We start from the raw sequence: 13,850 nt of genomic DNA, 5'->3' as shown, positions 1-13,850 counted from the left end.
AGAATTTAGGAATAAATCATAGTGGTAACTTAATAAATCAACAATTAAGTAAGCATTTATACTTAATATCTCCTCAGAATTTGACTCTTGAGAAAGGTCAATGAAGATGATTTACATAGTATAAATACCTAGCAAGCTACCGATTTTAATACTACTTTTAATGTTATAATTTGACGTGCGGAATGTGGGTTATATCAAGTCTCATTAATTAGCCGTAATAAAAACGTTCTTTTCTCTCGCGCGAGAATATTTTTTAAATTTTCCCCTACTCCCTACTCCCTACTCCCTAATCCCTAAATTTTTATTGTGGTTATTCAAAGAGACATGATATTAAAAAGCTACAACGGAGAGTATCACGTCGCCATGAAAAAGGTAAAAAACTGCAATCAAATATACGTCGCCAATCCGACCGCTCCCCTTACCACAAAGCAAGAATTCAATTAGCTAGGCAGCACCTGAAAATCAGTAGACAACGTAAAGACCACGCGCTAAATACTGCAAGGGCGTTAATCCAAGACGCGGAGCGGCCCGCCGAAGGCAGATTTGAAGATTGCTAATCTAGTTAAAAATCACCATTTATCCAAATCAATATCTAATGTAAGTTGGTATCAATTCACAATTTGGCTTGAATATTATGCTAAGTTGCACGGAATTGTTTGTGTAGCAGTACCTCCCCATTTCACATCTCAAGAATATTCAAATTGTGGTCAAACAGTTAAGAAATCATTGTCTGTTAGAACTCACAAATGTCCACACTGCGGTTATATTGCTGATAGAGACCATAATGCAGCAAGGAACATTCTAGCTAAAGGCTTAGAAATGTTAGGAGCAATAGTCAACTGTACCAAGGGGGACGCCTCCTGCCTCCTGCGGAGGAGCTGCGCTAACGGAGGAGCTGCCTCTTACAGAGGAGCTACGCTAACGCTAACGGAATCTGGGGGAGAGCCGTTTGCGTAGCATTCCGAAGGAAAAGCTACGGGAGAGTCAGACCTCTGGAGCGCGTGATAGCAACCCATACCAATCTAAGTTGTCTCTATTAGCGTAGAATCATCAATAGAGAAAAACGTTTTCGGTCTTGCAAGCCACTTGATTCATAAATAATATCGTATTTTTGATTTTTGACTTGCTTTAACTACCACCCATCTTCTTTCTTTCTTTTTCGGACAAATATTTATCAATAAGCTTAACACCAACAGCAGATTCTCCTTCAAAAACTGAGCCAGTAGTGAGTTTCTTAAGACGCTCCTTTAGTTTGACTTGTATAATTCCTGATATAGGGACATAACCCACTTCAGAAATTACCTCTTTGTTAGTAACATCTATTTGGTAATCAACAAAAGCTTTAACAAGAGGCATTTTTTCTAGAGAATTTTTATTGATATATAAAAGTAATGGACGAGATAGGGGAGTATAAGTACCATTGGCGATCGCCTCCTGACTTGGTTCCACACATTGACCATTACCATTGTCAATAGCAATCAATTTCAAAATATCTTTATTGTTTTCATAGTAGGCAAGACCGAGGAAACCCAAACTACCCCAATCAGAGTCGATGCCCTGAATAATGATATTATCATTTTCGCTAGCCTGGAAGTCCTTTCGGCTTTTACCTGCTGCTCCAATTACAGCATCAGTAAAGTAATCATAAGTACCAGAGTCAGTGTCAGGAGCATAAAGACCCAGGGGTTCTTCAGGAAATTCCTCACGAATTTGTTTCCAGTTGGTAACTTTCTCCGTATCATCAGGCTGCCAAATTTTTTTTAATTCTTCTAGAGTTAGACAGTCTGACCAGTCATTGTACTGGTTAGCAATAATAGAAATAGCATCAAAGGCAATAGGAATTTCAACGAACTCTATTCCGTTTGCCCGACACAGATCGATCTCAGACTTTTTAATGGGACGAGAAGCATTTGATATATCTGTGTCCCCAATACAGAACTTTTTCAGTCCAGAACCAGAACTAGATATTCCCACAATTATCTGAATATCAGGATTATCCTGCATAAAATTTTGAGCCATTGTGTTGGAGATGGGAAAAATGGTACTTGAACCATCAACTAGAACATAGCTTTTTGTCTGTTCTTCTTCTGGAGTTGCTGCTGAGGGAGTCTCAAGAGGTTCTGTTTTTTTCTCTCCACCCCCACAGGCAGTTATGAGCAGGAGTATGGCTAATGTAAAATAATGAAGATACTTGTATCTTAATTTAATTCCTAAGTTCATAGACTTTTTTGATAATGGTGTTTTTATTTAACAATACAATATATAATTTTATCACTTGCAAATATTGATAAAAAATTAATTTTGTGATAAACTTTAGACTATATTTTTAGGTAATAATTACCATTGTCATAGAACTAGCAAAGAAAAGAAGCTGTGAATTTGCCTAAAAAATATAGATCATATTTTAAATTACTCTTACCTAATAAAATCAGGAAATATGATTATGGTTGCTCAATCTAGTATGTATTCATCACCCCTACAACAAGCTATTGACCGTCATCCCTTAACAGTAACTCCAGAAACTCCTCTGGTAGATGTACTCAAACTAATGAGCAAGTTACATAATAGTTGTGCTTTGCCCAATTTGAATACATCTGAAAATGAGCAGCTCGATCCATCAATATTATCAAACCAGGAAAAAGCAACAAGTGTTTTAGTCGTAAAAAATATACCTGTTGACCAAGAACAAAAGTATAATTCACAATCTTCTTTATTAGGCATATTTACTGCCAGCGATATTGTCAAATTAATTGCCACCGATCAATTTAATAATCTACAAAATTTATCAGAAGATGTGCATATTAGCGAGGTAATGACATCTAGTGTTATTACTCTAAAAGAATCAGACGATCAAGATCTATTTACAGCTTTGTCTCTATTCCGGAAACATAAAGTTAGTCATCTACCAGTGCTAGATAGTAAAGGTGAAATAGTTGGTGTTGTGACACCAGAAAAAATTCGTCAAGTCCTGCAACCTTCTAATATTCTGAGATTAAGACGAGTAAATGAAGTAAAAAATGACAGTGTTACAGTTACAATCCCAGGAACAGCATCATTGTTGAAGGTTAGTCAAATGATGGCAGAAAACAAAGTGAATAGTGTGATTATTACACAGAAGAAAAAAGTGCAAACACAAAGTATAGAAAAACCGCTCGGTATAATTGCTAATGATGATATTGCACAAGCATATTTTCTTGATATGGATTTGGGAAAAATACCTGTAAAGAAGGTAATGAAAACTCAAATGAATTTTCTGCAACCAACTGATTCTTTATGGAATGCTCATAAAAAAATGTTGCAGGAACAAGTGCAAATATTGATAGTATGTAGCAAACAAGGAGAGTTGCTGGGAACAGTGAATCAGACAAGCTTACTACAAGTTTTAGACCCCACAGTAATGTTTGGGTTAGTCAGAGAATTACGAAAAGACGTTAATCAACTGCAAGCAGAAAAATTTAATCTGTTACATAATCGGAACACAGAACTAGAAAAAGAAGTGCAGGCACGAACAGCAGAAATACAGGAACAGTTAGAGCGCGATCGCCTCCTGGCCAAAATTGCTCTAAGGATTCATCAATCCTTAAATCTAGATGAAATAATCAATGCAGCAGTTACAGAAGTGCAACAATTTCTGAAAGCCGATCGAGTAGTTTTATTTCAAGTAAAATCGGCAAAAGTAACGAAGATAGTAGCTGAGTCAGTAGATCGTAATTGCAATTCTTGGATGGGCGATCGAAGTTCATCTGAATGCTTAATGTCAAGTTTAAAAATCAAGAAAAATAAGATTCAGGCAGTTGCGGATATTGAGCAAACAGATTTAGCTATAGAACAAATTACGAGTTTCCAGCAAAAGCAGGTAAAAGCTTTCTTGATAGTACCTATTTCTCAAGATGGGCAATTATGGGGAATTATGTGTACCCAAGAATACTCAGGCATTCGAGAGTGGCAACCATCTGAAATTGATTTATTGCAACAATTAGCAACCCAGTTAGCGATCGCTATCCAGCAAGCTCAACTTTATCAACAAGTACAAACTCTCAACACAGACTTAGAAAGACAGGTAAAAGAACGCACTGCGGAATTGGAACAAAAAGTCAAAGAATTGGAGCAACTTAATATTCTCAAAGATGATTTTTTAAGCACTGTTTCCCATGAATTAAGAACACCTCTATCAAATATGAAAATGGCTATTCATATGTTGAAAGTATTTCCTGTCTCAGAAAAGGGTCAAAAATATTTGAATATTTTAGATACAGAGTGCAAAAGAGAAATTGAATTAATTACTGATTTATTAGATTTACAGCGCCTAGAAGCAGGTACAGAATCTATTGCTTTAGATATAATAGATTTAACAACTTGGCTTCCTACTATCATGGAACCTTTTAAATCGCGGGTGAAAGAACGCCAACAAACTCTCAAGATTAAATATTCTAAACAACTACCTAAGATCCGTTCTAATCATAATAGTTTAGGCAGGATTTTAGCAGAACTCCTGAATAATGCTTGCAAGTATACTGAAGATGGTAGAGACATCAAATTTTCAATTGAATGTAACCAGAAAAAAAACAGCAAAAAAAGCACCTCAGAAACGCCTGCTCCCATCAAATTTATAGTTAGTAATCCATCAGAAATTTCTGAATCTGAGTTACCTAAAATATTCACTAAATTTTATCGAGTGCCTAATGCCGATCCTTGGAAACAAGGAGGTACTGGGTTAGGTTTAGCTCTACTCAAAGAATTAGTAGCACAGTTGCATGGCAATATACTTGTCACTAGCAGTAATGGTTGGACAACTTTTACAGTGGAATTGCCAATGTGAAGTCAGAAGTTAGAAGTTAGAGGTTGTTTTAGAAGTCATCGATCCCCCTAAATCTCCCTTATTAAGGGGGACTTTCTGTTGTATTTCCCCCCTTGAAAAAGGGGGCTAGGGGGGATATCAATCAAAATTCATACTTTTCAAACATCCTCTTAAACTCGCAACAATAATCAGGGCAGTAAACCCGATTTCTTGTTTGGGTGCTTCAGCAATTAACAATTAACAATTAACAATTAATAATTACCTCTCCCTAAAAGGGAGAAGATTGATACTATTTGGAAAAATTTTAATTTTTTTCCCTGAAAAAGGGGAGGCTTTAAACCAAGGTATTTAATAATTAATAATTAATTATTAATTATTCGGTAAGTCCTGATAAATTAGTAATTGTAGTCAATAACTGCATTAATGGTGCTTTCAGGGAAACAAAAACAACAACAAAATTCTAACTCTAGGGATTGGTCATGGCCACTATGGCCAATTTTACCCTTATATCCCTATGGGCAGCGGCGGACATTAAGAAAAGAAATAGTTAAAGATACAATCTGGACTTTTGACCAACTTCAGGGCATCTTTTATGTCACTGTGCCAATTAGGATGACAGTAGTCAGAATGCTCGGAGGCGGTTTGTTTGTCTACGCTCCAATAGCACCAACCCGGGAATGCGTCCGTCTTGTCAATGAATTGGTAGAAAAATATGGAGAAGTTCGCTACATTATTTTACCAACTATTTCTGGCTTAGAACATAAAGTATATGTGGGACCCTTTGCGAGAAAATTTCCCACGGCGGAAGTTTTTGTCACGCCCAACCAATGGAGTTTTCCTGTAAATTTACCCCTGAGTTGGTTGGGTTTGCCAAGAAACCGTACCTACCTACTCCCTGTGAATAGTGGAGATGCACCTTTTGCAGCAGAATTTGACTACGCAACTCTCGGACCTCTTGATATTGGTTTCAAACCTTTTGCAGAAGTAGTATTCTGGCATAGTCCATCCCAAACTTTACTGGCGGTTGATACTGTTTTATCTGTACCTGTGGAACCGCCGGAGGTTTTGCATTTAGATCCCTATCCTTTATTGTTTCATGCTAAAGATGATGTGTTTGATGTAGTAGAAGATACTCCGACAAATAGACGTGTAGGGTGGCAAAAAATATGTTTGTTTGCATTGTATTTTCAGGTGGATGCTCTGGATGTAGTTCCTACTGGGGAAGTGTTGAAGAATGTGGGGAAAGCAAGCGATCGCTCGAAGCGTGCATATTTTGGTCTCTTACCGTGGCGGTGGAAGTCTGACTGGCAGCGTTCTTTTTCACAGTTACGACAGGATGGGCGGTTGTTAGTAGCGCCTATATTGCAAACTCTAATTTTAAATCGCGATCCACAGCAGGTGATGGAGTGGGTTGAGAAGGTGGCAAGTTGGAATTTTCGGCAGATTATTCCTTGTCATTTTGATGCGCCTATTCAGGCAAGTGGGTATGAGTTTAGGCAAGCGTTTAGTTTTTTAGAAAAGGATAGTGGCGGGTATTTACCAGAGACAGATTTACAGTTTTTGAGACAATTAGATGAAGGATTGAAGAAAAGAGGGATTTTGCGTTAACAACATTCTGTGTAATGTTCCATTTCAACCATTACCAAATATTTCTCCCCTCCTGGGAGGGGTTAGGGGTGGGTCCCCATCTCCCCATCTCCTCATCTAATCCGTATCATAGGGAAGCAAGCCGTTGGAACAGTTCAGTGTAGAAGGATATTTGTTTCCTGATGTTTAGTGCATCTGGCATAAACACAATGTCAAGGTGATCGGTGCTGTTGACCATCTGATAGAATCACTTACCCGGCGTAAACTGTTCCTTCTGCTCTTCGATGGTTCCACCGACTGAGTGGTTACCGCTTATGTGGGGATACATTTGACTGTAGGCGGAAACCAAGCCGTCATTAGACCACCAGTCTGATGAGTTGAATCCCTCATAGAAGGGTTTGTCGAACACCTTGCTTCCCTGATACATGGCAGGGGGAATCATAAATGGATTCATCAGCGCCTCGGGAACTTCGTATTTGGTTAAAACCCCAGGGCGGGTCTGCTCAGTAACATAGTTAAAATAGAAGGTATTGGGATAGGTCTGGCAGAACAAGTTCTGTTCAAGGGCTGCTTGAATTGTGAGGCAGTATCCGGCGTTGCTTTTGCCACGAAAGTATTTCCTAAATAAATCATGCTTTTACCGATTCTGAAAATTGGCAATCTTTTAACATTTATTAACGCAAAGGAACTAGAGTCCCGATCGTGAATTTGATAATTCTGTGCAGCCTAAGATATAATTGGTATTATAATATATTTGATCAGTTATAAACTAAAATGGGCTACCGTGCATGAACCGAGAAGCATTAGTAATAGGTATCCAATTATTATCCTTTGCTGAAAGATAGCTCTGCTCAACCCCGAAACTTGATTAAACCAACAGCAGATACAGAAGCGATCGCTCAACTATTAGAGACTTCTGGCAATTTTGATCTGCAGCGCTTTTCAGAAGTTAAAATAGAGGTAATTTAGTTACCTCAGCCTTGTTTTTTTTCAGGCGATCGCCTCAAATATGAATAAGTTATATCATGTTTGCTAGAATACTTATAATTAGGCTCGTAGTTGGGCTTTAGCCCGAGCATAAATATTGGAGGGGCTAAAGCCCAACTACAAACAAAAACTTTATTATAACGTACTTATCCGATAGCACAGATTTACAGTTTTTGAGACAATTAGATGATAAGCTTAAAAAAATAGGGGCTTTACGTTAAAGCTGAAGAGCATTTTCTTATTTTCCCTATATCTAAAATGTATACCAAAGAACCATTTTATTAAGGAGTTTAACAATGGATATTGTTCGTTTAATTTGTGCAATTTTTTTACCACCACTTGGCGTATTTCTGCAAGTAGGTTTTGGTGGTCAATTTTGGTTGAATATTCTTTTGACTTTACTGGGTTATATTCCAGGAATTGTTCATGCTGTTTGGATTATTGCTAAAAGATAAATAGTTTAGGACTTACGCAGTACAAAGTATTTTCGTCATTGCGACCGATAGGGAAGCAATCTCAAATCCTAGTTTTTCGTACCTCATGCGTAAGTCCTGTAGTTCTTGTGTTTTAGGTGGTAATATTCAGGTATTTCTGTCTCATACCAAATCCGGTTATCAAAAGCAGGTTTTTCAAATTCTTCTCTAACCCTTCTGCCTTCTGCCTTACCTTTATAATAAAACTTCTTTCTAAACCGGATCTAGTATCACTTACCGAAAAATTAAGGTATAAAGCCTCTCCATTCATAGAGAAAAGGCTGTCGTTTAGCTGGCGCATAACTTTCCTATCGGAATGCTACGCAAACGCACTTCGGCTGTCGCCGACGTGAATGCGGAGCATTCCGTAGGATGGGATGGCGTTTGCTAGCGCACAACTACGTTAACGCGAAGCGTCCCGGAGGGAAAGGTCTCCCGCTCTTTACAGAGCCGCCCCGAAGTACGCCATATCCAATTGACCAAGAGAAGAAAAAAAATTCCTTTTAGCCCCTACTTCTTCTTGATAAGAAGAGGTAATTATTAATTATTAATTGTTAATTATTAATTGTTGAACACCTACCATCTTAATTATCAATTAAACCTTAAACCTATTACCTCAAACTTTCTTAAAGAGATTAAATATTAGGTGACTAAAGTTCAGGATTTTTACGCGGACATTTTTCCTTAACTAAATACCTCCTTATGAAAACTGCTGTAAGATGAAATCAAAAGTTCCTAAAATTAATGCTTCCGGTGTTGGGTAGAAAAGTACACCATTCTGTTGTATAGCCCATTTCAAACGAAATAAAAACTCTTGCCAAGATACATAACCGTTACCGTCAACATCTAACAAATTGCTAATCATCTCCCTTTGTTTTTCTGTGACATGAACACCCGTAAAAATATCATCAAGAAAATTATTGATGGGTATCTCTGCCATCGTTTCAGGAATTTCTGGGTTTTGCCAGAATATGCTAGATTTTGAAGTTAGTTCTTCTATATTTTCATGAGATAGCGAATTAATTTTTTCTGACAACTTTTGCCATCGTTGCTTCAGACTAACGAGCAGTGGGTGTTCATCAGGAATATCGCTGTCTAAGGTGATAATTTTCAGCATAGACGATGAAATACATCCTCCGCTGTATTCGTATAATTGGGCTAACCCAGTAATAGTATTGTAGTCAAAGCTTTGTCCGAGAATTAAATGCTCATCAATTTTTTCTTCCATTTTTTTGCATAAGTTTTCATCCCATCCGGTTTTTTCAGGTTCACCAAACCGTTCAACCATAGCTTGACGTAGCATTTCGGCATTAGCAAAATCACTGATTCTTACAGTCTGCTTGACACCTATCAGGCTAGCAACGGCGCTCATTTTATCTCCCATGAATCCATGCCATCCACCGAACACTAGATCAAAAGCTTCCTTACCATAAACTTCCTGATCTCTAGGGACAACTTCTTTTGATGTAATTGTATGTACTTTGCGGGCAGCTTTAATAATGGCTGGTAGGTTGTATGTACGAGTTACAAATTTATTGCCAAGTCGGGCTAAATTTGTTAAAGTAATACTTGAGCATGAATGTCCTAAAGCTGCTCCAGCTTTGCAAACAGCACTCCATATTCCATCAGCACCATTTGCCAATGCTTCTAAAACGGTTGACTCTGCCAGACCAAAACCACAATGTACATGGACAAGTAGTTTACCATTTGACCAATTTGCCGAAATCATCGTTTCACGAATAATACGAGTCAGTTTGCTTACTGTTTCTGGCAGCAAAAAACCCGTTGGTTCCTCAATCATCAATCCAAAGGGACGGCGATCGCTAGGCAGATTGCCCAAAGCTTCAACGAGATGGAGCGCTCTGGTTAAACCCTCTGTATCAGTTGCAAAATTTGCGAAATCTCTCAAATTTACCAGAACACGTGGAGGAAGTTTTTGTTCGCCCCGTGGAGTCAAATTTTTATTCGCCCACTCCACTTGGTTTAAAATAAATTGGTTAAGATCGAACTGCTGATAATTGATAGCAGGACTACATAAATCTATTTCGATAATCGCATTACTCATCTTATGGTCATTGACCATTTCCAACAATCCATCTGCTGGCTCATCAATGGGAACTCCATCTTTATCTAAAGCACTGTAAGCTTCGCTAAATCCCCACATATTCTCTAAGGTTCCACCTAGATCGATCCAATGTTTGGGAATTTGATCGTCAACATTTCTGTTAGAACCATAAGTGCCAAGAATCACTTCATTTAGTTCAGTTTCAGCGATCGCTTTTAAGATATTTATTTTATCTTCTAGAACATGACCACGAGCAGTTCCTACAGTGGTTTCACGAACAGAATTATCTAGAACAAAGATTTCTAGTTCTTGTAGGGTTTTAAGTTCCTCATCTGCCTCACTGCTAGCCCTGTCGATTATACTTTTGAATTTGTTCATTTTTCTAACACCCTCTAAATTTTTTTTACTATAATATCAAATCCGGATAATTACTATACTCAAGTCATTGCGACTGGAACAGAGTGGAAGGAAGCAATCTCAAGGATGCGCGGAGATTGCTTCCTATCGTCGCAATGACGACTGTTCAATCGGATTTTATATAACAAGCACATTAACAATAATATATATTTAGTCGCTACGCCGTTTCCATAAACTGACCAAAGTAACTACATACTGGAACTTACGAGCGTGTTCCCGAATTAGGAAGGCCATATCCTGTGTTTCCAGCAATTCAAAATCTTGGTTTAGCTGTGCTTGTAATATAGTAAAGGAATCCTCACCATCATGCCCGCCCAGCCAAGCATCTCGTGGAGTAAAACGCTCATCCCAAGTGAAGGGTGTTGCTAGTACCAGTAGTCCACCTGGCCTGACTAGCCCTCGTGCCCCGCACAACCGACCGAGAAATGCTCTAGGACTGGCTAGACGACAAATAATATTAGCAGCTAACACGACATCGAACCCAACCAATTCGGGGGGCAACGCACAAGCATCGGCACGACGGAAATTCACCCGACGGCAATCCAGGTCTTCTGGCAAGCAAACTTCAGCTTGGCTGGTGTTTTCCCCTTCATCGCGACGACAATAAGCTAGTCTGCCTTCGCGACAGATGGTTTGGGCAGCTTCAATAAAGGTTGCACTGAGGTCGATCCCTAACACTGACTCGAATCCCCTAGCCAGCTTAAAGGTTGAACCACCAACGGAGCAACCAATATCCAAAGCCCGCTCCTTCTTAATTCCCAGGCGATCGGCTGTCTCCAAAGTTAGTTTAGCAATGCGTTGGGGAAATCCCACCGCATCCTTTGGGCCGAAATTGTAGGGTATTAATTCATCAGCCAACCCATAATGGAGCATCAGGTTTTCTGCCAGAATTCGATCGCCTTCATAGGCTTTAAACCCACTGTTTTTACTACAAATCAGTACCGCATCACAGGTAGCGTCGCCATCATCAGAACGCACCAACCTAAATCCAGCGTGTTGGAAGAAGTGAGGCCGGAAGTGAAACCTTGCCCACCGGGTGGCTTCATCTCCCGTACTGATAAAAGACCCGCCCAGAATCATCTTATGTTCGCCATCGAAGCAAGGGGTACTAAAGTCATCATAGATACGGTGGACGCGGAATCCTTCTAAGGGATTAAAGTCATCCTCACACCAATGCCAGACATTGCCGAAGACATCATAAAATCCAACTTCGTTAGGCACGAAAGCATTCACTGGGGTTTCCGATCCCCAAGTTAAATTCAAATTAACTAGCTGGTTGCCCTCGCCCAAGCAATGATGTTCGGCTTCCGTTAAGAGTCTGTAGGGTGTAGGGCTGTTATCCTGCTCAGTTTTCCAGGCACAGTAGGCTTTCGCTTCATACCAATTGACTGCGACAGGCCAAGACCAAGGCATCTCTACCACCTCAAATATTGTCCGCAGTCGGTATTGGTGCAGTCCTGCTGGTCCATCAGCCACCCAGAAGGTTGGCCATTTAATATTGCGATTTTGCTTCCAAGCCCAGCCCTCTTCTGTCCAATATTTTGATTCCTGGTATCCGCCAGCAACAACAAACTCGTAGAATTGATAATTGGTGACTAAGTATTGACTGGCTTGAAAACTCCGAACTCTTACTTGCCGCGAACCATACTCGTTGTCCCAACCAAAGTAGGGTTCTTGCCATGGTTTACCCAAGGAGACAGTTTTGCTGGAAACGCTGATTAACTTGTTCTCCACCGCCTGACTCTCTGCAAATGCTGAAGGATGCAGGCTTGGCCATACTTCTGGGCGACGCAAAACTGACAGGGGTAACTCTCGCAACAGGACACTGGAGGTTTCGATGTGGATGCGTTCGTGTTCAAAGGCAAGGAATAGTGCCCATGCAGGATTTTCCATCGCAATCGGTGGATGGCCGTCTTCGAGGGCGGGCAGGGTTTCAATCAATTCTCGGACAATTTTGTAGGCACTGCGTCTGTATTCAACGACTTCACGGACTGACGGCCAATCCATTTCATTCTTGGACATATCGTCCCAGGACATCTCGTCAACACCAGTTTCAAATAATTGCTCGAAGTATGGATTAATTGACTCATGGATGAGTCCAGCTAGCCGCAGTTTGTTGATGTAAAGTACCGCAGGATGGCATAGATAGAAGATTAGAGGATGACGAAGTTGGTGGTAGGGTGGGTCGAAGAATGCCCGTTCTCCCTGTAGCGCTGACAACAAAACTTCGGTCATCAGCCAGCCATTATCGAAGTAGTCCAGAACTTCGCGGCGCGTGCAGGTGGCTAAATTTGGGATTGGCATGGCACGTATGACTTCTATCGGTCGTTGCCCGGTCCACCACCAATCTGGACAAGGACTAATCGGGGGATTTTTGGGATCTTTCTCCACCTTCTGCTCAGGACAGAAGAGTGTAGTTATATCTAGATTTGGATTACGTGTTACAGTCATTTTGCTTTGAAAGTATAGCATATCAATCATACCAAATTGATAAATATTTGCTACAAATAACTAGGTAATTTTTTAGGAGTCAGGAGTCAGAATGAATAGCTTTAATACCATTTATTAGTTTATAAATGAGCTTTTTACTCAAAGGGACATATCCTACAAAGTCTTTTCTCACCCTTACCATTCGTAACATTCTTTTTTCAAATTGGTATTAGTCAACCTCCAATTTGAGTTCTTGACAAGTTAGAGATTTGTATTGTTGACGCTTGAATTCTTTAAAACCAGGAATCTGATCGCAGATGCGTATCCAATTAGGATTTTTGGATTTATCGAAGCGATCAATAGTAGTTGGGGCAGAATGTTCTTCTTCTTGGTGATAGCAATAAATAGAGGGTAAGTACACGGGTTGACAGTCGGTTCGAGTGATGAGGCGGTAAGCAAAATCAATATCTTCATATCCCCAATGCCCATCATATTCTTCATCAAATCCACCTGCTTCAATCGCACTCTCTATTTGAAAAATGGTATTACAACCATGAAAGAATGCCCAAGGATGAGGAGTTGTCGCTAACTGTTTGAGATAAGGAAGTCTTCGATCTTCAACGCGATTATAGTTAGAAGAACTAGCAATTGGAACTGCCTCTGTTAGTTTGTCCCATGTCAGTGGTTCAATGTCAGCACGACTGATAAAAATACGTTCTGCTGTTAACAAGATATTTCGCTCTTGAGCATTTATATTGATATATGTACTTAGGTTTGTTAGATAGTGGGGAGGTAAAATAATGTCGGAGTCTAGAGTAATCATCCAAGGATATTGGCTGAGTTTCAAGCCGAGATTCCTAGCTCTGCTCAGGGCGTAGGTTGTTTTCAACTTAGGCTGCTTGAGCAAGTAGAGATTCAGCTTGTCTTTGTAAGCTTCATAAAGCTCATCAAGATTATCGAGACTTGAATTATTATCTACTAAGATTACCTCGAATGGCACAGATTTGTCTTGCCAAAATAAGGATTGCAGTGTATTATTAAGAGCTGCCTTACCGTTGTAGCAAGGGATAACAAAGCTAAACATAGATACAGA

10 protein-coding genes are annotated in these 13,850 nt (G+C 39.6%); 5 read left to right on the top strand and 5 right to left on the bottom strand.

Features of this window, described 5'->3' with window-relative positions:
• Window positions 1-543 precede the first annotated feature (543 nt).
• Window positions 544-957: an RNA-guided endonuclease InsQ/TnpB family protein gene (locus tag ACP6PM_RS35975; protein WP_426591663.1), complete on the top strand. Its 414-nt coding sequence runs from the start codon at window positions 544-546 to the stop codon at window positions 955-957.
• A 171-nt stretch (window positions 958-1,128) separates the two neighbouring features.
• On the opposite strand, the gene ACP6PM_RS35970 is transcribed toward ACP6PM_RS35975, so the two are convergent.
• Window positions 1,129-2,220 (bottom strand): PstS family phosphate ABC transporter substrate-binding protein, encoded by a 1,092-nt coding sequence (locus ACP6PM_RS35970; protein WP_426591662.1) that lies wholly within the window; start codon window positions 2,218-2,220, stop codon window positions 1,129-1,131.
• A 223-nt stretch (window positions 2,221-2,443) separates the two neighbouring features.
• Here ACP6PM_RS35970 and ACP6PM_RS35965 point away from each other — a divergent pair, with 223 nt between their 5' ends.
• Entirely contained in the window at window positions 2,444-4,819 is a 2,376-nt protein-coding gene (locus ACP6PM_RS35965; protein ID WP_426591661.1) for a CBS domain-containing protein, read from the top strand.
• A gap of 402 nt (window positions 4,820-5,221) precedes the next feature.
• Window positions 5,222-6,406 (top strand): DUF4336 domain-containing protein, encoded by a 1,185-nt coding sequence (locus ACP6PM_RS35960; RefSeq protein WP_426591660.1) that lies wholly within the window; start codon window positions 5,222-5,224, stop codon window positions 6,404-6,406.
• A gap of 226 nt (window positions 6,407-6,632) precedes the next feature.
• On the opposite strand, the gene ACP6PM_RS35955 is transcribed toward ACP6PM_RS35960, so the two are convergent.
• Window positions 6,633-6,938, bottom strand: a complete 306-nt coding sequence (locus ACP6PM_RS35955; protein WP_426591659.1) for a hypothetical protein — start codon at window positions 6,936-6,938, stop codon at window positions 6,633-6,635.
• Window positions 6,939-7,216: 278 nt separating this feature from the next.
• Here ACP6PM_RS35955 and ACP6PM_RS35950 point away from each other — a divergent pair, with 278 nt between their 5' ends.
• Window positions 7,217-7,354, top strand: coding sequence for a hypothetical protein (locus ACP6PM_RS35950; protein ID WP_426591657.1), 138 nt, complete (start codon window positions 7,217-7,219; stop codon window positions 7,352-7,354).
• A 314-nt stretch (window positions 7,355-7,668) separates the two neighbouring features.
• Window positions 7,669-7,827 carry a YqaE/Pmp3 family membrane protein gene (locus ACP6PM_RS35945; RefSeq protein WP_202224214.1) on the top strand — a complete coding sequence of 53 codons (159 nt, stop codon included), beginning with the start codon at window positions 7,669-7,671 and terminating at the stop codon, window positions 7,825-7,827.
• A 718-nt stretch (window positions 7,828-8,545) separates the two neighbouring features.
• Here the strand turns inward: ACP6PM_RS35945 and ACP6PM_RS35940 are convergent.
• The 3 genes from ACP6PM_RS35940 to ACP6PM_RS35930 form a co-directional block, all read right to left on the bottom strand.
• The gene (locus ACP6PM_RS35940) at window positions 8,546-10,288 is read right to left on the bottom strand and encodes a hypothetical protein (protein ID WP_426591656.1); all 1,743 of its coding nucleotides are present in this window, start codon (window positions 10,286-10,288) and stop codon (window positions 8,546-8,548) included.
• Between the two features lie 189 nt (window positions 10,289-10,477).
• Entirely contained in the window at window positions 10,478-12,631 is a 2,154-nt protein-coding gene (gene ovoA / locus ACP6PM_RS35935; protein WP_426591655.1) for a 5-histidylcysteine sulfoxide synthase, read from the bottom strand.
• Between the two features lie 355 nt (window positions 12,632-12,986).
• Window positions 12,987-13,841, bottom strand: coding sequence for a glycosyltransferase (locus ACP6PM_RS35930; RefSeq protein WP_426591654.1), 855 nt, complete (start codon window positions 13,839-13,841; stop codon window positions 12,987-12,989).
• Window positions 13,842-13,850: the final 9 nt, after the last annotated feature.

Origin of the sequence: Dapis brunnea BLCC-M229, assembly GCF_050015995.1 — a bacterium.
Lineage (GTDB): Bacteria > Cyanobacteriota > Cyanobacteriia > Cyanobacteriales > Microcoleaceae > Trichodesmium.
Note: the sequence above shows the minus strand (reverse complement) of the source record. Positions and strands in the feature narration are given on the sequence as shown.